General features: G+C 74.5%; 19 protein-coding genes and 3 pseudogenes. 16 read left to right on the top strand and 6 right to left on the bottom strand.

Annotation, left to right across the window (positions count from 1 at the left end; translation table 11 throughout):
• Positions 1–233 precede the first annotated feature (233 nt).
• Positions 234–1,013 (top strand): L,D-transpeptidase family protein, encoded by a 780-nt coding sequence (locus GQS52_RS02770; RefSeq protein WP_259370528.1) that lies wholly within the window; start codon positions 234–236, stop codon positions 1,011–1,013.
• A 146-nt stretch (positions 1,014–1,159) separates the two neighbouring features.
• Here GQS52_RS02770 and GQS52_RS02765 read toward each other — a convergent pair whose 3' ends face one another.
• Positions 1,160–2,110, bottom strand: a complete 951-nt coding sequence (locus GQS52_RS02765; RefSeq protein WP_182311501.1) for a WYL domain-containing protein — start codon at positions 2,108–2,110, stop codon at positions 1,160–1,162.
• A gap of 62 nt (positions 2,111–2,172) precedes the next feature.
• On the opposite strand from GQS52_RS02765, the gene GQS52_RS02760 reads away from it, so the two are divergent.
• The 3 genes from GQS52_RS02760 (at position 2,173) to GQS52_RS02750 (ending at position 8,114) form a co-directional block, all read left to right on the top strand.
• The gene (locus tag GQS52_RS02760; protein WP_182311500.1) at positions 2,173–4,461 is read left to right on the top strand and encodes an ATP-binding cassette domain-containing protein; all 2,289 of its coding nucleotides are present in this window, start codon (positions 2,173–2,175) and stop codon (positions 4,459–4,461) included.
• Between the two features lie 193 nt (positions 4,462–4,654).
• The gene (locus GQS52_RS02755; protein ID WP_182311499.1) at positions 4,655–6,052 is read left to right on the top strand and encodes an alpha-amylase family protein; all 1,398 of its coding nucleotides are present in this window, start codon (positions 4,655–4,657) and stop codon (positions 6,050–6,052) included.
• Between the two features lie 241 nt (positions 6,053–6,293).
• Positions 6,294–8,114 carry an ABC transporter ATP-binding protein gene (locus GQS52_RS02750; protein ID WP_182311498.1) on the top strand — a complete coding sequence of 607 codons (1,821 nt, stop codon included), beginning with the start codon at positions 6,294–6,296 and terminating at the stop codon, positions 8,112–8,114.
• Between the two features lie 119 nt (positions 8,115–8,233).
• Here GQS52_RS02750 and GQS52_RS02745 read toward each other — a convergent pair whose 3' ends face one another.
• On the bottom strand, positions 8,234–8,836 hold the full coding sequence (locus tag GQS52_RS02745) for a GNAT family protein (RefSeq protein WP_182311497.1): 603 nt from the start codon (positions 8,834–8,836) through the stop codon (positions 8,234–8,236).
• Positions 8,837–9,120: 284 nt separating this feature from the next.
• On the opposite strand from GQS52_RS02745, the gene GQS52_RS02740 reads away from it, so the two are divergent.
• Positions 9,121–9,630, top strand: a complete 510-nt coding sequence (locus GQS52_RS02740) for a CAP domain-containing protein (protein WP_182311496.1) — start codon at positions 9,121–9,123, stop codon at positions 9,628–9,630.
• 171 nt (positions 9,631–9,801) lie between these two features.
• On the opposite strand, the gene GQS52_RS02735 is transcribed toward GQS52_RS02740, so the two are convergent.
• Positions 9,802–10,269, bottom strand: coding sequence for a hypothetical protein (locus tag GQS52_RS02735; protein ID WP_182311495.1), 468 nt, complete (start codon positions 10,267–10,269; stop codon positions 9,802–9,804).
• Between the two features lie 126 nt (positions 10,270–10,395).
• Between GQS52_RS02735 and GQS52_RS02730 the strand changes: the two genes are divergently transcribed.
• From GQS52_RS02730 to GQS52_RS02700, 7 genes are all read left to right on the top strand, one after another.
• Positions 10,396–10,983 carry an alpha/beta fold hydrolase gene (locus GQS52_RS02730; protein ID WP_182311494.1) on the top strand — a complete coding sequence of 196 codons (588 nt, stop codon included), beginning with the start codon at positions 10,396–10,398 and terminating at the stop codon, positions 10,981–10,983.
• A 10-nt stretch (positions 10,984–10,993) separates the two neighbouring features.
• Complete coding sequence (locus GQS52_RS02725; RefSeq protein WP_182311493.1) at positions 10,994–12,202, top strand: RNA-guided endonuclease TnpB family protein; 1,209 nt, start codon at positions 10,994–10,996, stop codon at positions 12,200–12,202.
• A gap of 139 nt (positions 12,203–12,341) precedes the next feature.
• Positions 12,342–12,521: a hypothetical protein gene (locus tag GQS52_RS02720; RefSeq protein ID WP_182311492.1), complete on the top strand. Its 180-nt coding sequence runs from the start codon at positions 12,342–12,344 to the stop codon at positions 12,519–12,521.
• Positions 12,522–12,628: 107 nt separating this feature from the next.
• A complete protein-coding gene (rpmF, locus tag GQS52_RS02715) occupies positions 12,629–12,799 on the top strand; it encodes a 50S ribosomal protein L32 (protein ID WP_182311491.1) in 171 nt (56 codons plus the stop codon).
• A gap of 6 nt (positions 12,800–12,805) precedes the next feature.
• The gene (locus GQS52_RS02710; RefSeq protein ID WP_182311490.1) at positions 12,806–13,981 is read left to right on the top strand and encodes a GTP-binding protein; all 1,176 of its coding nucleotides are present in this window, start codon (positions 12,806–12,808) and stop codon (positions 13,979–13,981) included.
• Complete coding sequence (locus GQS52_RS02705; protein ID WP_182311489.1) at positions 13,978–14,373, top strand: hypothetical protein; 396 nt, start codon at positions 13,978–13,980, stop codon at positions 14,371–14,373. The genes GQS52_RS02710 and GQS52_RS02705 overlap by 4 nt, the downstream gene beginning before the upstream one ends.
• 53 nt (positions 14,374–14,426) lie before the next feature.
• The gene (locus GQS52_RS02700) at positions 14,427–15,449 is read left to right on the top strand and encodes a LacI family DNA-binding transcriptional regulator (RefSeq protein ID WP_182311488.1); all 1,023 of its coding nucleotides are present in this window, start codon (positions 14,427–14,429) and stop codon (positions 15,447–15,449) included.
• Between the two features lie 108 nt (positions 15,450–15,557).
• On the opposite strand, the pseudogene GQS52_RS02695 reads toward GQS52_RS02700, so the two are convergent.
• Positions 15,558–16,675: pseudogene (locus GQS52_RS02695) on the bottom strand (NAD(P)-binding domain-containing protein).
• A 110-nt stretch (positions 16,676–16,785) separates the two neighbouring features.
• Between GQS52_RS02695 and GQS52_RS02690 the strand changes: the two are divergent.
• Together GQS52_RS02690 and GQS52_RS02685 are read left to right on the top strand one after the other, a co-directional pair.
• Positions 16,786–17,208, top strand: coding sequence for a secondary thiamine-phosphate synthase enzyme YjbQ (locus GQS52_RS02690; RefSeq protein WP_182311487.1), 423 nt, complete (start codon positions 16,786–16,788; stop codon positions 17,206–17,208).
• Between the two features lie 188 nt (positions 17,209–17,396).
• On the top strand, positions 17,397–18,461 hold the full coding sequence (locus GQS52_RS02685) for a 2,3-butanediol dehydrogenase (RefSeq protein WP_182311486.1): 1,065 nt from the start codon (positions 17,397–17,399) through the stop codon (positions 18,459–18,461).
• 51 nt (positions 18,462–18,512) lie between these two features.
• Here the strand turns inward: GQS52_RS02685 and GQS52_RS02680 are convergent, their stop codons facing one another.
• Positions 18,513–19,001, bottom strand: a complete 489-nt coding sequence (locus tag GQS52_RS02680; RefSeq protein WP_182311485.1) for an Lrp/AsnC family transcriptional regulator — start codon at positions 18,999–19,001, stop codon at positions 18,513–18,515.
• 340 nt (positions 19,002–19,341) lie between these two features.
• Here GQS52_RS02680 and GQS52_RS02675 point away from each other — a divergent pair.
• A pseudogene (locus GQS52_RS02675) lies at positions 19,342–20,938 on the top strand (FUSC family protein).
• A gap of 64 nt (positions 20,939–21,002) precedes the next feature.
• Positions 21,003–22,054 (top strand): annotated as a pseudogene (locus GQS52_RS02670) (lactonase family protein).
• Positions 22,055–22,229: 175 nt separating this feature from the next.
• On the opposite strand, the gene GQS52_RS02665 reads toward GQS52_RS02670, so the two are convergent.
• The gene (locus GQS52_RS02665) at positions 22,230–23,081 is read right to left on the bottom strand and encodes a hypothetical protein (RefSeq protein ID WP_182316166.1); all 852 of its coding nucleotides are present in this window, start codon (positions 23,079–23,081) and stop codon (positions 22,230–22,232) included.
• Positions 23,082–23,210: the final 129 nt, after the last annotated feature.

Raw genomic sequence — 23,210 nt, 5'->3', positions numbered from 1 at the left:
GTTCGGAAGGGAAAGGCTCCCGCCGTCCGGTCGGCACCGTCAAACGGTTTTCCCGGCGGCCCGGACCGCCGCCCGGACCGCCGTCGAGACCGCCGCCGGGACCGCCGCCGGGACCGCCGCCGGGACCGCCGCCGGGACCGCCGCAGGGAACGCCGCAGGGAACGGGCCGCGTCTCCCGTGCGTCCTCGGTGTGCAGGGGGACGACTCGGGGGCAGGCGGGAACGGTGGTGCGCGTGGAGACGGAACGGGTGCGGGTGCGGGCGCGGGTGCGCGGGCGGAGCGCCGCGGCGGTCGCCGCCGCGGCGCTGCTCGCGCTGCTCACCGGATGCGGCGGGGACGGCGGCGCGGGGAACGGCGGGGGCGGCTCCGGTGCCCGGCCGGCCCCGTCCGCCGCGGAGCCGTCGCCGCCCCGCCCCTCGCCCCGCGCGCCGGAAGGGATCCCCGGAGTGGGGGAGCGGCTGCGCGAGCGGATCCCCGGCGACTCGCGCCAGGTCCTGGCCGTCTACGGCGAGGGCGCCGGCTCCGCGCGGTCCACCGCCGTCCTGTTCACCCGGGCGGACGACGGCACCTGGCGGCGGGCGCGCACCATGGACGCCCACAACGGCAAGCGCGGCTGGACCACCGACCACCACGAGGGCGACCGCCGCAGTCCCGTCGGCGTCTTCACCCTCTCCGACGCGGGCGGCGTCCTGCCGGACCCCGGCACGCGCCTGCCGTACACGCGCTCCGACGCCTTCACCGCGCCCCGCCACTGGGCGAAGAGCCACTGGCACGACTTCGACCTGGTGGTGGCGATCGACTACAACCGGGTCCGGGGCACCTCGCCGCTGGACCCGACCCGGCCCCTCGGGCAGGACAAGGGGGGCGGCATCTGGCTGCACCTGGACCACGGCAGCGGGACCTCGGGCTGCGTGAGCCTGTCGAAGGCGTCGATGGAGTACCTGCTGAGGACCCTCGACCCGGAGGCGAACCCGGTGGTGGTCATGGGCGACCGCGAGCACCTGGGCGCCTGAAGGTGAACCGGGGAGATGCGGTGGTACAGGCTTCCGGGCGCCGCTGAGGAGCGCCGGTCCGAGGCCGTCCGGAGCTGCGGGCCCGTCGTCCGGTCCCCGCGGGCGTGTGCAGAGGGCGTGTACAAGAGGGTTCCGGGCAGGGGGGATCAGCTGCGGAGGAGGCGTGCGCCGAAGGCGTGGAGGGCGTCCCGGACGCCGAGCGGCTCGTGGACGGTGAAGTCGGCGTCCAGGAAGGCGAGGTCCAGCAGCAGCCACTGCCAGGTGTCGAGCATCAGCACCACCCTGGTCCGCCGGTCGTCCAGGGCCGCGAGCTCGGCCTCCCGGTGCTTGAACGCGTCGGCGACGGCCGGCAGGGGCGCGTCCACGGTGAGCACGACGCGCGTGCGGTCCTTGTTGAGCCCCTGGCGGAGGTAGTCGAGGGCGGTGTCGGCGGGCAGGGGCCGCGGCGTGCAGGTGCTGGTGGACGTCCGCAGGCCGGTGATGCGGTCGGTGCGGAAGACGCGCCAGTCCTCCTTGCCGACGTCCCACGCCAGCAGGTACCAGCGCAGGCCGTGGTGGACGTGGCGGTGGGGTTCGACGCGGCGGGACGTGGCCGAGCCGTCCTTGTCCACGTAGTCGAAAGCGATGACACGGCGGTGCTGGATCGCCTCGGCCAGGGCGGCCAGGACGCCGGTGCCGGGGCTCGGGGCCGCGACGGTGCCGGTCTCCAGGCTCGCGCGGAGGTGGGCGGCGCGGTGGCGCAGCCGCCGGGGCAGCAACTGGTCGACCTTGCCGTAGGCCCGGGTGGCAGCCTCGCCCACGCTGCCCTCGGCGGCGCCGCCGGTGGCAGCGAGGGCGGCCAGCCCGAGGAGGGTCGCGACGGCCTCGTCGCCGTCGAACGCGAACGGTGGCACCGCGGTGCCCGCGGCGAGGCGGTAGTGGCCGCCGGGGCCGGGCCGGGTCTCGACCGGATAGCCGTAGCCGCGCAGCCGGTCGACGTCGCGGCGCAGCGTCCGGGGGCTGACCTCGAGCCGTGCGGCGAGTTCCTCGCCGCTGAACGCCCGCCCTGTCCGGAGCGTGGCCAGCAGGGCGAGGATGCGCCCGGTGACGTCCGTCATGCGCCCGGTCCCGTCTCTGTTGCGGCCGGAACCCGGCCGCATCCGTTCGTAGCCTCGGTCGCATGTTAGAGCGCACGATCCGCATCCGGGGCGCCCGGACCAACAACCTCAAGAACCTGGACGTGGACGTCCCGCGCGGCCGGCTGGTCGTGTTCGTCGGCGTGTCCGGGTCGGGCAAGTCCTCCCTGGTGTTCGGCACGATCGCGGCGGAGGCCGGGCACCAGCTCAACGAGACCTGGCCGCCGTTCGTCCGCAACCGGCTGCCGAAGTGGACGCGTCCCGAGACCGGGAGCATCGAGGGGCTCTCGCCGGTGGTGGTGATCGACCAGCGCAGGATCGGCGGGAACGCCCGGTCCACGGTGGGGACGGTCACCGACGCCTGGACCTACCTGCGGCTGCTGTTCTCCCGCATCGGCACGCCGCACGTGGGCGAGTCGAACCGCTTCTCCTTCAACGACCCCGCCGGCATGTGCCCTACCTGCTCCGGGATCGGCGAGGTCGTGGTGAGCGCCGTCGACCGCTTCCTGGACCTGGACAAATCCCTCTCCCAGGGGGCGATCCTGCTGCCCGGCTTCGGCAACGGCGGCTACTGGTACGCCCAGTACGCCGACATCGGCGGCTTCGACGCGGACACCCCGCTGCGCGACTGGACGGAGGCCGAGCGCAGGGCCCTGCTGTACGGCGGCGAGCACGCCGCACGCCTGGGGAGCAGGCAGCCCAAGGACTACGAGGGCATCGTGGAGCGGTTCGAGCGGACCCACCTGCGCACGGCCGACCACCTCTCCGACCGCAAGAGGGAGGCCATCGCCCGGTTCACCCGCTCCGACACCTGCCCCGAGTGCCTCGGCGACCGCCTCGCCGAGGCCGGCCGCACCGCCACCGTCCTGGGCCGCACCATCGGCGAGATGGCCCGCACGGAGATCACCGAGCTCGCCGGCCTCCTGGAGCAGGTGACCGACCCCGCGGTCGCCCCGGTCGTGGCCGCCCTCACGGAGCGGCTGCGGGCCATGGTCGCCGTCGGGCTCGGGTACCTCCACCTCGGCCGCGTCACCACCGGTCTGTCCGGCGGGGAGTCGCAGCGGATCAAGACCGTCAAGCACCTCGGCAGCAGCCTGATCGAGATGATCTACGTCTTCGACGAGCCCACGGTCGGCCTCCATCCGCACGACATCGCCTCCATGACCGCTCTGCTGAGGCAGTTGCGCGACAAGGGCAACACCGTTCTCGTCGTCGAGCACGACCCCGCCGTCATGGCGATCGCCGACCAGGTCGTCGAGATCGGGCCCGACGCGGGTACCGGCGGAGGCCGACTGGTCTTCCAGGGCACCTTCGACGAACTCGGGGCGGCGCGCACGGCGACGTCCGCCGCCCTCGGCGCGCGCACGCCGGTCACCACCGCCCCGCGGAAAGCCACCGGTGCGGTCACCGTGGCGAACGCCACCCGCAACAACCTCAAGAACCTGACCGTCGACATCCCGACCGGGGTTCTCACCGTCCTCACGGGGGTCGCCGGATCGGGCAAGTCCAGCCTCGCGGCAGAACTGGTCGGACAGCACGACGCCGTGGTGATCGACCAGAAGCCGGTCAGCACCAACCGCCGCTCCACGCCCGTCACCTACACCGGGATCGCCCCCGCCGTCCGCAGGCTCTTCGCCAGGCACAGCGGCCTGCCCGCCGGCCGGTTCAGCGCCAACTCCGAAGGCGCCTGCCCCGATTGCAGGGGCCTGGGCGTCATCCGCACGGACCTGGCCTTCATGGACGACCAGGAGACCGTGTGCGGGACCTGCCGGGGGCGGCGGTTCACCGACGAGGTGCTCCGCCACCGGGTCGACGGACTGTCCGTCGCCGACATCGACGAACTGACCGTCACCGACGCCGTCGTGCGGCTGCCGGACGAGCAGATCCGCGGGGCGCTCCTCCACATCGAGCGGGTCGGACTGGGCCACCTCCGGCTCGGCCGGCCGCTCACGACGCTGTCGGGCGGCGAATGCCAGCGCCTCAAGATCGCCAGGGAACTGCGCGAGGCCGCCGAACCGGCCCTCTACGTCCTCGACGAGCCCACGACCGGCCTGCACCTGCGCGACATCGCCGTCCTGCTCGGCATCTTTGACCAACTGCTCGACCGGGGGCACACCGTGGTCGTCATCGAGCACAACCTCGATGTCATCCGGCGCGCGGACCGGATCGTCGACCTCGGACCGGGCCCGGGCCGGCACGGTGGCCGGATCCTCTACCAGGGGCCGGTCGCACGGATCGAGGGAACCGCCACCGCCGCCGCCCTGACGGAGGCGCGGACACCGCACCCGCCGCGACAGGCCGCCACGGACGCCCCCGAGGCGCAAGCGAAGTGATCTTTTACCGAAAGAAAGTTGAAAGAACCTGAAAGGAATCGCAGTTGAACCCTTGACCGGTCGTCAGGAGGGGCGGCACTCTCCTTACTCGTGAGCCCCCGTCGTCCCGCGGGGACTCGCAGGCGGCCTGGCGCGTGGCTGTCGTCGTGGGCGCACCCCGTGCGCCCGTTCCCCCCTCGACGAAGGAGCCGCCATGAGATCGAAGACCCTGCGCGGGCTGCTCGCAGCCGCGCTCGCGACGGCCGGCCTTGCCGCCCTCCCCCACGAGGCGCAGGCCGCGACCCCGGGCCCGAAGACCGTCACCGCGACGCTCTTCCAGTGGAAGTACGACTCGGTGGCCAAGGCGTGCACCGACCAGCTCGGCCCCGCCGGCTACGGCTGGGTCGAGGTCTCCCCGGCCACCGAGCACATCCAGGGCCCGCAGTGGTGGACCTCCTACCAGCCGGTGAGCTACAGGATCGCGGGCCGCCTCGGCGACCGCGCCGCGTTCAAGCGGATGGTCGACACCTGCCACGCCGCGGGCGTGAAGGTCGTCGCCGACGCGGTGATCAACCACATGAGCGCCGGCTCGGGCACGGGCACCGGCGGCAGTTCGTACACCAAGTACGACTACCCGGGGTACTACCAGACCCAGGACTTCCACTCCTGCCGCACCGACATCACCAACTACGGCGACCGCTACAACGTCCAGAACTGCGAGCTGGTCGGCCTGTCCGACCTGAACACCGGCAGCGAGTACGTCCGCAACAAGATCGCCGGCTACCTCAACGACCTGGTCTCGCTGGGCGTGGACGGCCTGCGCATCGACGCCGCCAAGCACATCTCGGCCACCGACGTGGCGGCGATCAAGTCCAAGCTCAGCAACACGGGCACCTACTGGGTGCAGGAGGTCATCCACGGCGACGGCGAAGCGGTCCAGCCGACCGAGTACACCGGCATCGGCGACGTCGACGAGTTCCGCTACGGCCGGGACCTGAAGCGGATGTTCCAGAACGAGAAGCTCGCCTACCTGAGCAACTTCGGCGAGTCCTGGGGCTACCTCTCCGGCAGCAAGGCCCGCACCTTCGTCGACAACTGGGACACCGAGCGCAACGGCTCCACCCTCACCTACAAGAACGGCGCCGACTACACCCTGGCCAACGTCTTCATGCTGGCCCACCCCTACGGCTCGCCCAACGTCTATTCCGGCTACGAGTTCACCGACCACGACGCCGGACCGCCCAACGGCGGCACCGTCAACGCCTGCTACAGCGACGGCTGGAAGTGCCAGCACAACTGGCGGCAGATCTCCAACATGGTCGGCTTCCGCAACGCCGTCGCCGGCACCGCGCTGACCGACTGGTGGTCCAACGGCAACGACGCGATCGCCTTCGGCCGCGGCAGCAAGGGCTTCGTGGCGATCAACCACGAGGGCGGACCGATCACCCAGACCTTCCAGACCTCGCTGCCGGCCGGCACCTACTGCGACGTCCAGCACGGCAACCGCACCAGCGGCGGAGGCTGCACCGGGCCGACGTACCGGGTCGGCTCGGACGGGAGGTTCACCGCGACCATCGGCTCCAACGACGCGGTCGCCCTGTACGTCGGCTGAGCCGCACCCCGGCCCCTCCGGCCCCTCCGGCCCGCTTCCGCCCGGCGCCCCCGGGACCGCACCCGCGGCCCCGGGGGCGCCGCCGTGCCGGGCGCCGCCGTGCCGGGCGCCGCCGTGCCGGGCGCCGCCGTGCCGGGCGCCGCTCGGGCACGGGGTCCGGCGCACGGCCGGGGTCGGCGGTCCGCGCCGGCCGCGACCTATGCTCGGATGCGCCGCCCGCCCCGAGCCTGCCGAGGGAGCCATGCACCCCGAGGGAATCCGTTGGACCCCGCCCCCGAGACAGCCCGGGGAGCCCGCCCCGCCGCGCCAGGTGCGCCGCATCCTGCGGCTGTTCCGCCCGTACCGGGGGCGCCTGGCGCTGGTCGGCGCGCTGGTGGCCGCGTCCTCCCTGGTGGGCGTGGCCTCCCCGTTCCTGCTGCGCGAGGTCCTGGACACCGCCATCCCGCAGCAGCGGACCGGGCTGCTGACCCTGCTGGTCCTCGGCATGATCGTCGCGGCGGTGGCCACCGCCGTCCTCAACGTCGCGCAGACCCTGATCTCCACCACGGTCGGCCAGCGCGTCATGCACGACCTGCGCACCCGCGTCTACGCCCACCTGCAGCGCATGCCGCTGGCCTTCTTCACCCGCACCCGCACCGGCGAGGTGCAGTCGCGGATCGCCAACGACATCGGCGGCATGCAGGCCACCGTCACCTCCACCGCCACCTCCCTGGTGTCCAACCTCACCAGCGTGGTGGCCACCGTCGTCGCCATGCTCGCCCTCGACTGGCGCCTCACCCTCGTCTCCCTGGCCCTGCTGCCGCTGTTCGTGCGGATCAGCCGCCGGGTCGGCGGCGAGCGCAAGCGGATCACCACGCAGCGGCAGAAGCAGATGGCCGCGATGGCCTCGACCGTGCAGGAGTCGCTGTCGGTCAGCGGCATCCTGCTCGGCCGCACCATGGGCCGCTCCGCCTCGCTCACGGAGCAGTTCGCCGAGGAGTCCGAGCGCCTGGTGGAGCTGGCGGTGCGCTCCGACACGGCCGGGCGCTGGCGGATGTCGGTCATCCAGATCGTCATGGGAGCCATGCCCGCCGTCATCTACTGGACCGCGGGGCTGGCCGCCGGCGCCGGGGGACCGACCGTCTCCATCGGCACCCTCGTCGCCTTTGTCTCCCTCCAGCAGGGCCTGTTCCGGCCCACCGTCAGCCTGCTGTCCACCGGCGTGCAGGTCCAGACCTCGCTCGCGCTCTTCCAGCGGATCTTCGAGTACCTGGACCTGCCGGTCGACATCGACGAGCCCGCCGACCCGGTGCGCCCGGAGCGCGTCCGCGGCGAGGTCCGCTTCGAGGACGTGACCTTCTCCTACGACCCGGACGCCCCGTCCCCGACCCTGGAGGGCATCGACCTGACCGTCCCCGCCGGCACCTCCCTCGCCGTCGTCGGCGGGACCGGATCGGGCAAGACCACCCTGAGCTACCTCGTGCCCCGCCTGTACGACGTCACCGGAGGGCGGGTCACCGTCGACGGGACCGACGTGCGCGACCTCGCCTTGGACGCCCTCGCCGCCGCGGTCGGCGTGGTCTCCCAGGAGACCTACCTCTTCCACGCCTCCGTCGCCGAGAACCTGCGCTTCGCCAAGCCGGACGCCACCGACGACGAGCTGGCCGCCGCGGCGAAGGCCGCCCAGATCCACGACCACATCGCCTCCCTGCCCGACGGCTACGACACCGTCGTGGGCGAGCGCGGATACCGCTTCTCCGGCGGCGAGAAGCAGCGACTGGCCATCGCCCGCACCGTCCTGCGCAACCCCCCGGTCCTCGTCCTGGACGAGGCCACCAGCGCCCTGGACACCCGCACCGAGAAGGCCGTGCAGGAGGCCCTCGACGCCCTCGCGGCCGGCCGCACCACCATCACCATCGCCCACCGGCTGTCCACCGTCCGCGACGCCGACCAGATCGTCGTCCTCGACCGCGGCCGCATCGCCGAACGCGGCACCCACGACGAACTCCTCGCCCGGGGCGGCCGCTACGCCGCCCTGGTGCGCCGCGACACCGAACTCGCCCCCGCCCCCGACCCCGCCTGACCCGCCGCCCGGTACCGGTCCGGCCCGCCGCCGACCCCGCCCGGCCCGGTGGCGACCCGTCCGGCCCGGTGCCGGACCTGCGCCGGGCGTGCCGGGCCCTCCCGCGCGGGGAGCGGGGATCACCCCAGGCGCAGGGAGGCGAGCGCGTGCTCGCGGGCACGGCCCCACTCGGAGGCCAGGAGGGAGAACAGGACGGTGTCCCGCCAGGTGCCGTCGGGCCGCCGCACGTGGCGCCGCAGCGTGCCCTCACGAGTGGCGCCGAGGGAGAGCACCGCGTCCTGGGTGCGCAGGTCGTCGTGGTCGACCTGCCACTGCACCCGGCCGAAGCCCAGGCCGCGGAAGGCATGGTCCGCCGTCATCAGGTTCATCTCCAGCCGGACCGGCGTGGCCCACAGCGGGCGGGCCAGCCAGGACCAGCCGATGCCCAGGCACTCGTCGGAGACGGAGACGTCCACGTAGGCGGTCCAGCCCGCCGCCCGGTACGTCCCGCGCGGCACCACGGCGAACAGCAACGCCCCGCCGGCCGCCTGCTGGGCGAGGCGCTGTTCGACCAGCGAGCGCATCTCGCGCTCCGAGCGCGGGGTGACCACCGGCAGCCACCGCCACACCTCGTCGTCGTGCCCGCCACCGAGGTACAGGTCCGGCACGTGCCGCAGGGAGAGCGGTTCCAGTCTCAGGAACCGGCCCTCGAGGACGACAGGAGCGGGGGGCATCGCCGCCATACCGGCACGGTAGCGGCACGGCCCCGGATGTCACCCCCGGAGGCCGGATGCGGGGCGGAACATTCCGCCCGGCCGCCCGCCCGCCGGCGCGTGGTCCGCCGGCGTCCCGGGGCGGGACGTCCGGGGCGTGGTGTTCCCCGCGGCGCCTCCGCGGGTCGGTCCGCGGGGTTGCTCCGTGGGGCTGATCCGTAGGGCTGAATCGTGCGGCCGCCGCGCTTGGCACGGACCCGCCCGCGGGGACCGTCAGTCCCAGGCCCCGAAAACCATCCCTAGGAGGGATCTCCTTGTCCGCGACCGCGCGTCGATCCTCCCGCTCCTCCCGCCGCCGGCTGGCCGTCCTGTGCGTCCTGGTGCCGTTGGCCGTCGGTGTGCTGCCCGCCGATCCGGCCCCGGCCGCCTCCGGGTACTCCTACGCCGACCGGGTGGTCGACCTGACCAACCGGGAGCGGATGCGGCACGGTTGCCCGCCGCTCAGGGTCAGCCGGGCCCTCTCCAGGGCGGCCCTGCGCCACGGCTACTACCTGGCGGACAGGAGCCGCCTCTCGCACCGGGGGAGGGGCGGCAGCGACTCCGGGGACCGGATCCGCGCCGCCGGTTACCGGGCCAAGCGCACCGGTGAGAACATCGCCGCGGGCATCACCCGGCCGAGGGCCGTCGTCAGGGCTTGGATGCGCAGCCCCTCGCACCGTGCCAACATCCTCGACTGCCGCCTGCGGCACGTGGGCGTAGCCGAGGTCTACGAGCCCCGCAGCGCCCACGGGTACTACTGGGTCCAGAACTTCGGCACCCGCTGAGCCCCGGCACCCGCTGAGCCCCGGCACCCGCCGACGGCCGGGCGGCCGGGAGGCCGGGAGGCCGACGGCAGGGGAGCGGGCGGGATCGGCACGCAGCGCTTCGGGAACCCACGGGCCTGTGCGGCCTGCGGGTTCCCGGAACGGCCGATCCCGCCCGAGGGGGCGGGGCGGTCAGCCCAGCCGGCCGCCGGTGAGGCGGGCCAGCGGGCTGCGGCGGCGCCGCGCCGCACGGCGGCGGAGCACCACCGCGGCGGTGCCCAGCGCCACGGCGCCCGCGCCGGTCCCGCCGGCGAGCGCCTTGCGGGCCTTCACGGCCAGCCAGGCGGTGCCGGCCACCGAGGCCGCCCTCTGCGAGGCGGTCGCGATCGTACGGCCGGTGGAGACCGCCTTGTCCGCGGCGACCCGTGCGGTCCTGCGCGCGGTGTCGTTGACGGACTGCGCGGCGGAGGCCGCCTTGTCCGAGGCTCCGGAGGCGGTCTCCTGAGCCCGCCGGGCCGTTGCCCGGGTCGTCTTCCCCGCCTCCTTGCCCGCCTTGCCGGCGGACTTCCCGGCCTGCCCGGCGGCGGAGCCGGCTGCGGACTTGGCGCCCTGTGCGGTTCTGCGGGCCGCGGTCTGAGTCGTCGTCTTCTTCTCGGTCATGCCGTTCGCCTAACCGCGAATTTTCCGAACAAACTTGGCCGGGAGCGGTGTTGGGGAACCGCTGCCCCGCTCTTCCCGCGGGCCGATCCCGTGGGGGACGGATACGCTGCGGGCGGAGGTGGGCCCATGGACCGGCCGGGGTGGCGGCGCTTCGTCCTCGAGTGCGACGGGGAGAGGCTGAGCTGCGTGGAGGCGGTGCCGGCCGCGCCGGACGCGGCCCGGTCCACCGCGGTCGTGCTGCACGGCGCGGGAACCGGCGACAAGGAGCGCCTGACCGGCCTGATGGCCGATCTCGCGGCCCGGGGCCGGCGGGCGCTCGCCCTCGACTTCTCCGGCCACGGCGGCAGTTCGGGACTGCTGCGCGACCTGAGCCTGCAGCGCCGGTTCGAGCAGGCGCGCGCACTCGTCGACCTCCACGCGCCCGCCGGGGCCGGCCTGCTGCTGGTCGGCTTCAGCATGAGCGGCCAGACCGTCGCCGACCTCGCGGCCCACTACGGCCCCCGGGTGGACGCGGTGGGGCTGTGCGCCCCGGCGGTCTACGCGCGGCGGGCCTGGCCCCTGAGGTTCCACGACGGCTTCACTGTCTTCTCCCAGGATGCCCCGGCCTTCAGGCCGGGGAGGAATGGGTCCTTGGCGTGGAGCCGCGAAGCGGCGGAGCCCTGGGCGCATCTGTTCCAACCTGGGCTTTCTCCTGGTGTCGGTGGAGGGGGCTAGGTTTCCGGCCATGACGACAGCAGCGGTGGCGGTCGGCGGTGTGGCCGGGTGCGCCCGGTACACGTACCGGTTGCGGGTGTCGTCGACCGCGCTCGCCCGGCTGGAGGCCGAGTGGGCGCGGTGCCGGTGGGTGTGGAACGAGTGCGTGGCCGTCTCCCGCAGGATCCACGCCCTGAACCGGGCCTCCGGCGAGAAGGCCACATGTGGTCCGGCGCAGCTGGACCGGATGCTGACCGCGGCCCGGCGGTCGACGGCCTGGCTGCGCGGGGGCGCCTCCGTCCCGCAGCAGCAGACGGTGCGGGACTTCGCCGCCTCCCGCGCCAAGGCCCTGAAGGACATCCGGGCGGGGTTGCCGGTGCGGCGCAGGGCCGGGATGCCGCGGCACAGGAAGAAGCGCGAAGCTGATCCGACCTTGAACTACACCGTCCGGGGCTTCCGGCTCAGGGACGGCCGGTTGCATCTGGCCGGGGGGATCGTGCTGACCGTGGTGTGGTCCCGGGACCTGCCTGCCGATCCGACGAGCGTACGCGTGTACCGGGACGGTCTGGGGCACTGGTACGCCTCGTTCGTGGTGGCCGCCGCGGTGCAGCCGCTGCCCGCCACCGGCCGGGTGCTCGGCGTCGACTGGGGCGTGGCGGTGATCGCCACCACCACCTCCGACGCCCACGACCTGCCGCACCCCGGGCACGGCATGGCCGCGGCGGCCAAGCTGGCCCGCTATCAGCGGATGATGGCCCGGCGCCGCCCGGTGCGCGGGCAGGCCGCCTCCGCCGGGTACCGGACCGCGCGGCGCCGGGCCGTGCGGCTGCACAAGAAGGTGGCGCGGCAGCGCCAGGACACCGCCCGCAAGTGGGCCAAGCGCGTCGTCCGGGACCATGACGCGGTCGCGGTGGAGGACTTCCGGCCGAAGTTCCTCGCCAGGGCCACGATGGCGCGGAAGGCGGCCGACGCCGCGATCGGCGCGACGAAGGCGGCGCTGGTGGAGATGGGCCGCAAGCACGGCCGGGACATCCGTCTGGTGCATCCCGCGCACACCACCATGGACTGCGCACGGTGCGGAGCGAGATCCAAGCACGCACTCCCGCTGTCCGAGCGAACGTACACGTGCACCGCGTGCGGAGCCGTCTCGCCCAGGGACAAGAACTCCGCCCGCGTGATGCTCGTCCGGGCCGGTCTCGCCCCGGCCGGCGCTGATCTTGTAAGACCTGCCACCTGCTAGGTGTCGGGCGGAGTGAGCCAGGAATCCTCCTCGGTCACGAGGAGGAGGAGTCAACGAGGTCATCCGCACCCCGGGCAGCTGGCGCGACTCCGCCGCCCTGGAGGTCTACCGCGGTCTGACCGCCCGCGCGGTCCTCGCCGTGCCCGGCCACGACGAGGTGATCCCCCCGGAGGTCACCGAGGCCGTCGCCGGGGCACTGTCCGTCCGCTCGCGCTTCACCCGCGTCGTCCACGAAGGGGCGGACCACCGGCTCGGCCAGTGGTTCCGGGACAACCCGCGGGAGCGGCGGCGGTTCGTCGACGCGCTCCTCGCTCCGTGAAACCCGGGGAGGGGGCCTGCGCTTCCCGCCGTCCTCACCGTGCCGCGTGACAATGGAAATCATTTCCATGTAATCTGGCCCGGCCCCCTTGTCGACCTGGAGTTCTCATGGCTGTCCCGAAGCGGAAGATGTCCCGCAGCAACACCCGTCACCGTCGAGCGCAGTGGAAGGCGAGCACGCCTCAGCTGGTGCCGGTCACGGTGGACGGATCCTCCTGCATGGTTCCCCAGCGACTGGTCAAGGCGTACGAGCGTGGCCTGCTGCGGCCCGAGGGCTGACCGGCCGTGGGCGACAAACGTCTGCCGGTGACGGTGCTGTCGGGTTTCCTCGGCGCGGGCAAGACGACCCTGCTCAACCATGTGCTGGGCAACCGCGAGGGCTTGCGCGTCGCGGTGATCGTCAACGACATGAGCGAGATCAACATCGACGCGGCCCTGGTGCGGGGCGGTGAGGCCGCGCTGTCCCGCACCGAGGAGCGCCTGGTCGAGATGACCAACGGGTGCATCTGCTGCACCTTGCGGGACGATCTGCTCGAGGAGGTGGACCGGCTGGCCCGGGAGGGCCGGTTCGACCACCTGCTGATCGAGTCGAGCGGAATCTCGGAGCCGATGCCGGTCGCCGCGACGTTCGCCTTTCCCCGGGACGACGGCGCGACCCTGGGCGACCTGGCCCGGCTGGACACGATGGTCACCGTCGTCGATGCGGTGAACTTCCTGTCGGAGCTGGCCGGCGGAGACGGTCTCGCGGAACGGGGCCTGGACCAGTACGAGGACGACGAGCGCACGGTCAGCGACCTGCTGATGGACCAGATCGAGTTCGCCGACGTCATCGTGCTGAACAAGCTCGATCTCGTCGGCGAACAGGACGCGGCGCGGCTGGAGGCGGCGCTGACGCGGCTGAATCCGGCAGCCCGCCTCCTCCGCGCCACGCGCGGGCGGGTGAATCCGAGGGACGTCCTGGGCACGGGGCTGTTCGATCTGGAGCGGGCCCAGCAGGCGCCCGGCTGGGTGATGGAACTCAACGGCGACCACGTCCCGGAGACCGAGGAGTACGGCATCTCCTCGACCGTCTACCGCGCCGACCGGCCCTTCCACCCGGCCCGGCTGTGGGAGTTCGTGACCGAGGGGCTCGACAGCGGTGCGTTCGGCCGGGTCCTGCGCTCCAAGGGGTTCTTCCGGCTGGCCGGCCGCCCCCGGATCACGGGCCTGTGGTCCCAGGCCGGCTCGGTGGCCCGGTTCGAGCCCTCGGGCGTCGACGAGCCGAACACCGTCCAGGGCCAGGAGTTGGTGTTCATCGGCATCGGCCTGGACGCCGCGGCACTACGGGCCGCACTCGACGGGTGTCTCCTGGCCGACGGCGAGGCGGTCCCGCGCGACGATCCCTTCCCCGCATGGGACACGTACGGCATGGACGACGCCTGCGAGTACGAGCACCACGCCGCCGCGGTGGCAGGCGTGTGAGAACCCCGGGCCGGGCGGTGGTCGCAGCCACGGCACCGTCCGGCCCGGTCCTGCCCGCCCGTCGGCGCGTCTTCCCCGTGGTGGTGATGGAGGCTGCGACGGCCGAGCACGAGGCCGCCTTCGGCACGGTCCGGGAGACGCTGCTGATCCCCCTGCACGGCCGGGCGGTGGAGGGGCGCAGCGTGCTCGCCACCCACACGCTCACCGGCCTCCCCGGCCCCGTGCGCGACGAACTCCCCACCGGCACGCGGGCGATGCCGGAAGGTCTCGCGGGCCGGCGCCTGCGGCGCGGCCGACCGGACCGTGGGCCGGGCCGCGCCGCGAGTCGCGGTCTGCGCGGCCCTCCCGGAAACCGCGGACAAGGGCCTGGAGCGCTGACTACTCACGAGTAATATGAGCCCGGGGCGGCCGGGTGCGGGCCGCGGACGACGGACGGGCGGGGCTCGTGGCACGCATGGTGGGCATCAAGGACGTCGCGCGGCAGGCCGGGGTGTCGGTCGGCACCGTCTCCAACGTGATCAACCGCCCGGAGGCGGTCGCGGAGGAGACCCGGGCCAGGGTGCTCTCGGTCATCGAGCGCCTCGGCTACGTGCGCAGCGAGTCCGCCCGCCAGCTGAGGGCCGGACGCAGCCGGATCGTCGCCGTGCTGGTGCCGGACATGTCCAATCCGTTCTACGTGGACGTGGCCGCCGGCGCGGAGCGGGCCGCGCGCGCGGCCGGGCTGGGCGTGATGCTGTGCACCAGCGCGGGGGACCCGTCGGAGGAGGCCGAGTACCTCTCGCTCTTCGCCGAACAGCGGGTACGCGGGGTGCTGGTGGCCCCGGTGGACCCGGAGGGAGGGAACCTCGGGGTGTTCGGCCGGCACGGCATCCCCTTCGTGACGGCGGACCGAACCCTCCCCGGCACCCCGGGCTGCTCGGTCTCGGTCGACGACGTGGCCGGCGGCGCCCTGGCCGTGCGGCACCTGGTGGACCTCGGCCACCGCGACATCGCCTACGTCGGCGCCCCCGCGCACCTGGCGCAGTGCCGGGACCGCATCGCGGGTGCCCGGGCCGCCCTGGCCGGGGCCGGCCTGGACCCGGACTCGCTGCGGAAGGTGGAGGCGGCGCGCCAGGACGCGGCGGCGGGCCGGGACGCGGGGGCGCGCCTGCTGGGCGCCGTGCCCCGCCCCACCGCCGTCTTCTGCGCCAACGACCTGCTGGCGCTGGGAGTGCTGCAGGCGCTCTACGGGGCCGGGGTAGGGGTGCCCGGCGAGGTGGCGCTGGTGGGCTGCGGCGACATCGACTTCGCCGCGGCCGCGGCGGTCCCCCTGACCTCGGTGCGCCGGCCCGCCCGCCGGACGGGGAGGCTGGCCGCGGAACTGCTGATCGAGGAGACCGGGGAGGGGGCCGCGGAGCACGAGCACCGCCGGGTCGTCCTCCGGCCCGAACTGGTGGTGCGCGAGTCCACCGGGACCCCCGCGGACTGAGGCCGGGCAGGCCGGACCGCACGGGCCGGGCTTCCCGGGCCGGGCCGCTCCGTGCACCGGGCCGCCCCGCGGCCCGGGCTTCCCTGCGGCCCGCGCCGTGCCGGTGGTTCAGGCCGGGGCGGGGGCCCGGTCCCCGGGGACGCGAGGCCCCTCCTGCTGCTCCGCCAGGAGGGCGAGGACCTCCCGCACCGCCGCACGGCCGGCCCGGTTGGCGCCGATCGTGCTGGCGGAGGGGCCGTAGCCGACCAGGTGCACCCGCGGATCGCGCACCGCGCGGGTCCCCTCCAGCCGGACGCCGCCCCCCCCGGCTCCCGCAGCCGCAACGGCGCCAGGTGGGCGAGCGAGGCGCGGAACCCGGTCGCCCACAGGATCACGTCCGCCGCGACCTCGCGCCCGTCGTCCCAGGCCACCCCGCGGGCGGTGATCCGGTCGAACACCGGCAGGCGCTCCAGCACCCCGCGCTCGCGCGCGGCCCGCACGGCGTCGGTGGCGTACAGCCCCGTGACGCCCACCACGCTCTGCGGCGGCAGTCCGCGCCGCACCCGCTCCTCCACCCGGGCCACGGCCGCCCGCCCCAGTTCGGCGTCGAAGGCCTCCTCCCGGAAGACCGGCGGGCGGCGGGTCACCCAGGTGGTGGCCGCGGCCACGTCCGCGATCTCGATCAGCAACTGGACGGCGGAGGTGCCGCCGCCGACCACCACGACCCGCGCCCCGGCGAACTCCTCCGGGCCGCGGTAGTCCGCGGTGTGCAGCTGACGGCCCTCGAACAGCTCCCGGCCCGGGTAGTGCGGCACGAAGGGCCGCTCCCAGGTCCCGGTGGCGTTGACCAGCGCCCGGGCGGACCAGACGCCGGCGTCTGTCTCGACCAGCAGGCGTCCGCCCGTCCCCTCGCGCACGCGGCGCACGTCCACCGGCCGGTGCACCCGCAGGTCGAAGGCGCGCTCGTAGTCGGCGAAGTACCGCGAGACCACCTCCGAGGCCGGCAGCGCCGGGTCCGCCCCGTGCAGCCGCATCCCCGGCAGGTCGTGCACGCCGTGCGCCTTCTCCCAGGTCAGGGACGGCCAGCGGAACTGCCAGGCGCCGCCGGGCCGGGGCGCGTGGTCGAGGACCACGAAGTCCCGGCCGGCCGCCAGGCCCGCCCTGTGCAGGAAGTGGGCGGCGGACAGCCCCGCCTGCCCCGCGCCCACCACCACCGCGTCCACCTGCCGCACCCCGAAGTCGTTCATGCTTCCACCAACCCGGGGCGCCGGCCGTTGCTTCCCCCGGGCCGGAGCAGGGGCTCCGACCGCCGCCCCACGGGTGCCGCGGGAGCGCCCCGGTGCGCGACGATGGGGAAATGGCTGACACGTTCCGCACCCGGACCATCGACGTGACCACGGGCTCCCGGGAGGTCGTGCACGACCTCACCCGCGAGTGCGCCGGATTCCTCCGGGAGGTGGCCTCCGGTAGGGACGGGCTGCTCAACGTCTTCGTGCCCCACGCGACGGCCGGCGTCGCGGTCATCGAGACCGGGGCCGGCAGCGACGACGACCTGCTGGCCGCCCTGCGCGACCTGCTGCCCGCCGACGACCGCTGGCGGCACCGCCACGGCAGCCCCGGCCACGGCAGGGACCACGTCCTGCCCGCCCTGGTGCCGCCGCACGCCACCCTTCCGGTCGTCGGCGGCCACCTGGAACTGGGCACCTGGCAGTCTGTGGTGCTGGTGGACACCAACCGGGACAACCCCCGCCGCTCGGTCCGCCTCACCTTCCTCGGCTGACCGGGACCGCTGCCGGGGGCCGTACCGCCGGAGGCCGGTTGGCCAGCACGGTCGCCGCGCACCCAGCCGTATTGAACCGTAATGTTTATCTGTGGCGGGAATGTGCTGCGCGGGACGCGCACACCTCACTCCGTGTCAGGACTCAAGGCGAAGTGTGAGCGGAAAACGGACGAAGGGGTCGACGCACAGTGAAGGCTGCACGCTACTACGACCGCGGAGACATCCGTATCGAGGACGTCCCGGAGCCCGCTGTCCGACCGGGCACGGTGGGCATCGACGTCGCATACTGCGGGATTTGCGGCACCGACCTGCACGAGTACCTCGACGGGCCGATCTTCGTACCGCCGGCCGGCCATCCGCACCCGGTCTCGGGCGAGTCCGCCCCCGTGACGCTCGGCCACGAGATGTCCGGCGTCGTGTATGCGGTGGGCGACGGCGTGGAGGGCCTGAAACCGGGTGACCGCGTCGTCGTCGAGCCCTACATCCTGCACCCCGACGTCGACACCAGCGCGAACAATCCGGCCTACCACCTCTCGCCCGACATGAACTTCATCGGGCTGGGCGGTCGTGGTGGCGGCCTCGCGGAGAAGATCGTCGTCGAGCGCCGGTGGGTCCACCCGGTCGGAGACCTTCCGCTGGACCAGGCGGCCCTCATCGAGCCGCTGTCGGTGGGATACCACGCGTTCCAGCGCTCGGGCGCGAAGGCGGGGGACTTCGCCCTCGTCGGCGGCGCCGGCCCCATCGGGCTGCTCACCTGTGCGGTGCTCAAGGCGACGGGAGTCGAAGTCGCGGTCACCGAGCTCAGTCCGCTGCGTCGGCAGAAGGCCCTGGACGCCAAGGCCGCCGACCATGCCATCGACCCCTCTGCCACCGACGTCGCCGAAGAGGTCAGGCGTCTGACCGGAGGCAGGGGCGCGGACGTCGCGTTCGAGGCCACGTCCGTCAACGTCGTCCTCGACACGCTGTTGGACGCCGTCAAGCCGGGCGGTGTCGTCACCGTCATCTCCATCTGGGGCGAGCCCGCCTCGCTCGACATGCAGAAGCTCGTCCTCAAGGAGATCGACCTGCGCGGCACGATCGCCTACGTCAACTCCCATCCGCAGACCATCAAGCTCGTGCAGGAGGGGCGCATCGACCTGGCGCCGTTCATCACCAGGACCATCGGCCTGGACGACCTCGTCACCGAAGGCTTCGAGACCCTGATCCACCACAACGAGACGGCCGTCAAGATCCTGGTGGACCCCCGCCGCTGACGTTCCCTCCCGGCCGTGGCCCCGGGAACCACGACCGGTCACCCGGTCCGGTCACCCGGTCCGGCCGGGGGCGGCTTGTCGGCCCACCGACTCCACCAGGGGCAGCATTCGGTGCGCCACCCGCTCGCGCATCGCCACCTCGGTGCGGGTGCGCACCACCCCGGGCATCCGGATGATCTTCTGCACCACGTCCTCCAGGTGGGTGTTGTCCCGCGCCACGCACCGCGTCAGCAGGTCGCCCTCACCGGTGGTGGAGAACACCTCGACGATCTCCGGGACGGCGGCCAGCCGGTCCCCGACGTCGTCCAGGTGCCCCTGTGTGACCTCGATGTGCACGAACGCCAGCACCGGGTGGCCCAGCGCCGCGGCCGACAGCCGCGGCCCGAAACCGGTCACCACCCCCTCCCGCTCCAGGCGGTCCAGCCGCGCCTGCACCGTGCCCCGGGCGACGCCCAGGATCCGGGCGTACTCGCGCACGCTGGTGCGCGGCTGCTCCAGCATCAGGCGAAGGATCCTCGCGTCCAGCGCGTCGACCGCCATGGGCCACTGGCCTCCTCGTGAGTCGCCCTCCGGTTCACCGACTGTACCAATGGCCCACCGGGCGACCGGCCTGTTGAGCCACTGGGGCAGCGGATGCTCTCATTGGGCGACCAAGGCGTTGCGCTGGGCTGCGACGGGCGGCAAAGGAGCCGGACCCGTTCCCCGCAGCGCCTTTTCCCGTGCCCGGCCCTGCCCGCACCGGCGGCCGGCCACGGCACCGACCACACCGACAGCACCGATGACCGACACGAGGGAGGGGCGCGTGGGCCGACTGCGGACACGGGCGGCGGCGAAGACCGGGCCGGCGGCGAGGGCCGGGAGGGCGGCGAGGGCCGGGAGGGTGCCCCGGGCCGGGGCGCCGGCCGCACGGTTGGTGGCGCCCGACCCCGGTCTGCTGCGCCTGCGCACCGCCCTGCGCGCCGTGCTCGGCGTCGGCCTGGCCGTCGGCGTCTGCACGGCGGCCGGGGCTCCGGTGGACGCCGTCGTCGCGGGCGGCCTCGCCGCCCTGCTTGCCCTGTTCACCGTCGCGGACGCCCGGGTGCGGGACCAGGCGGTCACCACCGCCCTCCTCCCGGTGGCCGGGTTCCCCGTGCTGGCCCTGGCCGCCGCGCTGCACGACCTGCCCGCGGCCCGGGACGCGGCGTTCGTCGCGGTCGTCCTCGGCGGCGTGTACGCCCGCCGATGGGGGCCCCGCGGGCACGCCCTGGGCGTGTTCGCCTTCATGATGTACTTCCTCGCCCAGTTCCTGGAGGTCTCCCCGAGGCCGTCGGCCGAACTGTGCGCGGCGGTGTCGGCCGGCCTGCTCTGCGCCGCCGCCGTACGCTTCGGCCTGCTGTGCTTCGAGAGGCGCGCCCCCGCCCCCGCGGCCGTGCTCCCCGCGGCCGGCCCGCAGCCGCGCGGCGCGGCCCGCCCCACCACCCGGCAGGCCGTGCAGGCCGCCGTCGCGGCCGCGGCCGCCCTCGCGATCGGCCAGGCGGTCTCCCACGAGCGCTGGTACTGGGCGGTCGGCACCGCCTGGTGGGTCTTCGTCAACACCTCCTCCGGGGGAGACCCTGGTGAGGGGCTTCCGGCGGATCGTCGGCACGGTGTGCGGGATCGTCGCCGGCCTCGCCGTCGCGCTCCCCGTCGACGGCGCGCCCGGGCCCACCGCGGCCGTCGTCGCGCTCTGCGTCTTCGGGATCTTCTACACCGCACCGGTCTCCTACAGCTGGATGATCTTCTGCGTCACCGTCATGGTCGGCCTCCTGTACGGGCTGCTGGGCGTCCTCCACCCGGGGCTGCTGGTGCTGCGCCTGCAGGAGACCGCGATCGGCGCGGCGGCGGCCGTGACCGCGGCCCTGACCGTGCTGCCCAACACCACGCACGCCCTCACCCACGCCCGGATCGAGCAGGCGCTGCGGGCGGTCCGGGCGTTCACCGCCGACGCCTCCCGCCGGCTGTCCGGCACCGGAGGGGCGGACCCGGCCCGGCACGTGGAGGAACTGGAACTGCTGCTCGGCCAGGTGCGGCTGGCCCTGGCACCGCTGGTCCACCCGCTCAGCCCGCTGCGGGCCCGCAAGGCGCGGGCGCGCCGGGTGCTGGAACTCCTGGACGCGTGCGCGGTGCAGGTGCGCGGCCTCGCCGAGGTCGTCGCCGACCCGGTGGCCTCGCACGACGAGCGGCTCACCGCGGCCTTCTCCCGCGTGGAGCACGCAGTCCGGCGGCTGCTGGAGCCGGGACCGGGGGCGGTGCCGGGCTCGGGGTCGGCGCGCGGGCGCACCGCGGTGCCGGTGCCGGTACCGGTGTCCGTGGCGGCGCCGGAGGGCCGCGGGGGCCGCGGGGGAGGACGCGCTCCGCACGCCGAGCAGGTCCTCGCCCACCTGCACGGGCTCGAGGACGCCCTGGCCGGGCTGGAGGGCCCCGTGCTCAGCGCCCCGGGCGCCCGTCCCGCTGCCTGAGCGGCCCGCGCCCGGTACTGTCGTCCGGACACACGACGGCCGACCGGCACGAGGGGGCACCGCGATGACGCAGGCGCGGGCGTACATCGGATCGTTCACCTCGGCGGGAGGCGCGGGCGTCACCGCCGTCGACCTCGACCCGCGGACCGGGGCGCTGACCGCCCCGGCGGCCACGGACGCGGTCCCCGACCCCTCCTTCCTCGCGCTCTCCGGCGACGGCCGGACGCTCTACGCGGTCAGCGAGACCGCCGACGGCGGGGCGGCGGCGCTGCGGACGACGGCGGCGGGGGCCCCCGAGCCCCTGGGCCCCGTCGTGCCGGCGGGCGGCGGGCCGACCCACCTGGCGCTCGCGCCCGGCGGCAGGCACCTGCTGACCGCCGACTACGGCTCCGGCAGCGTCACGGTCCTCCCGCTGCTGGCCGACGGCTCCGTCGGCGGGCCCGCCCGCACGGTCCGGTACTCCGGCTCCGGGCCCGACGCGGAGCGGCAGGAGGGGCCGCACGTCCACATGGTCCTGCCCGACCCGGACGGCCGGTGGATCCTCTCCGCGGACCTGGGCACCGACACGGTCCGCGTGTCCGCGCTCGACCCGGCGCGGGGCGTGCTGCGCCACCACGGCGAGCTACGGCTCCGGCCGGGCATCGGCCCCCGGCACCTCACCTTTCACCCGAACGGACGACTGCTGTACGTGGTGAACGAGCTCGAGCCGGTGGTGACCGTGTGCCGCTGGGACCCCCGGCTCGGCGAGCTGGAGCGGGCCGGCGAGACCGCCCTGGTGCCCGCCGGGGGAGGCGGACCGCGCCCCTACCCCTCGGAACTGGTCGTCGCACCCCACGGGCGGACGGCCTGGGCCGCGGTCAGGGGCCGGGACACCGTCGCGGTGCTGGACCTGGAGGACGGCGGCGAGCGGCCGGTGCTGCGCACGGAGGTCCCCTGCGGGGGCAGGTGGCCCCGCCACCTGGTGCTGGACGCCCCCGCGAACCGCCTGTACGCGGCCAACGAGCACTCGGGGGACGTGACGTGGTTCGACGTGGACCCCGGCAGCGGGTGCCCGTCAGGTCCGGGAGCCTGCCGGTGGCCGCAGCCTCCTGCGTGCTCCTGGCACGCGGGCGATGACACGCGCGGCACCGCACGGAACGGCACCGCACGGAACGGCACCGCACGGGCGGTGACGCGTGGAGGCGGTGACGCGTGGACGTGCCGGACCGCGGTCCGGCACGTCCGGCTCCGTCCGCTCCCGTTCCCTCCCGGCCGTCCGGCGCGGCCGTCCGGCGGGCAGGAGGGGTTCGGGTCAGCGGACGGGCATGCCCTGGCGGTCCTGGGGCAGGCCGAGCGCGGCCGAGTAGCGGGAGATCACCAGCTTGCCCACGGTGAGGTAGGAGCCGAGGGGCTCCGCACCGGGGCAGCCCGCCTCCTCGGCGGCCGCGACCAGCAGTTCGGGGGCGATCTCCGGGCCGATCAGGTACGGGGCCACGGCCAGCTGCTGCGACCCGGAGGCCCGCAGCTGCTCGGCGGTGCCCGCGATCGAGCCGTCGATGTCCAGGGCGGCGGCCATCACCGGGACGGCCAGTCGCGCGGCCAGCAGCAGTCCGGTCACGCCGGCGGCCTGCACCGCCTCCTCGCCGCCGACGGTGGCCAGGACGATGCCGTCCGCCGTGGTGTTGACGGTGAACAGCCGCGCCCGGTCCGCGCGGGCCAGTCCGGCCTCGGACAGGCGCACGTGCAGCGCCTCCGCGAGCAGCGGGTGCGGGCCCAGTACATCGGTCAGCTCTGCCGCGCTGCGGCTGTCCATGATGGTCTGCCGGACGCGCCGCATGATCGACGCCTCCGGGCCGGCCAGCAGCGGCACGACGACGGCCGCGGGGCCGTCGCCCTCGCGGTCGGCGGCAGCCCTGGCCAGCACGTCGTGCAGCGAGGGGTACTCGTCGAAGACGGGGTCGCCGCCGGGCTCGGCGTCGAGGAAGCCGATGCGGGCGTCGAGGCCGATCAGTTCGGAACGGGCGATGCTGACGACCTCTTCCGCGAGGCCGCGCGTCGCCGAGGTGGGCGCCCCGGGCACGGCGAGGACCAGCGCGGGAGCGCCCTGCGGCGCGGACAGCGGCTCGGGCCGGCGGTGCCGTCCGGGTTGGCGGGGACGCGGCATGCGCACAGGCAGGCCGGATGCGTCAGCAGCAGAACTCATGGCGTCGCATGCTAACGGTTCCGGGTGCGGCGGTGCGCGGCCGGGTGCTCGTGCGGGGCAACCCTCCCGGTCCGTCCTTTTTGCGGAAGG

This window comes from Streptomyces sp. SCUT-3 (genome assembly GCF_014083985.1).
GTDB lineage: Bacteria > Actinomycetota > Actinomycetes > Streptomycetales > Streptomycetaceae > Streptomyces_H > Streptomyces_H thermolineatus.
This window is presented reverse-complemented; position numbering and strand designations above follow the sequence as displayed.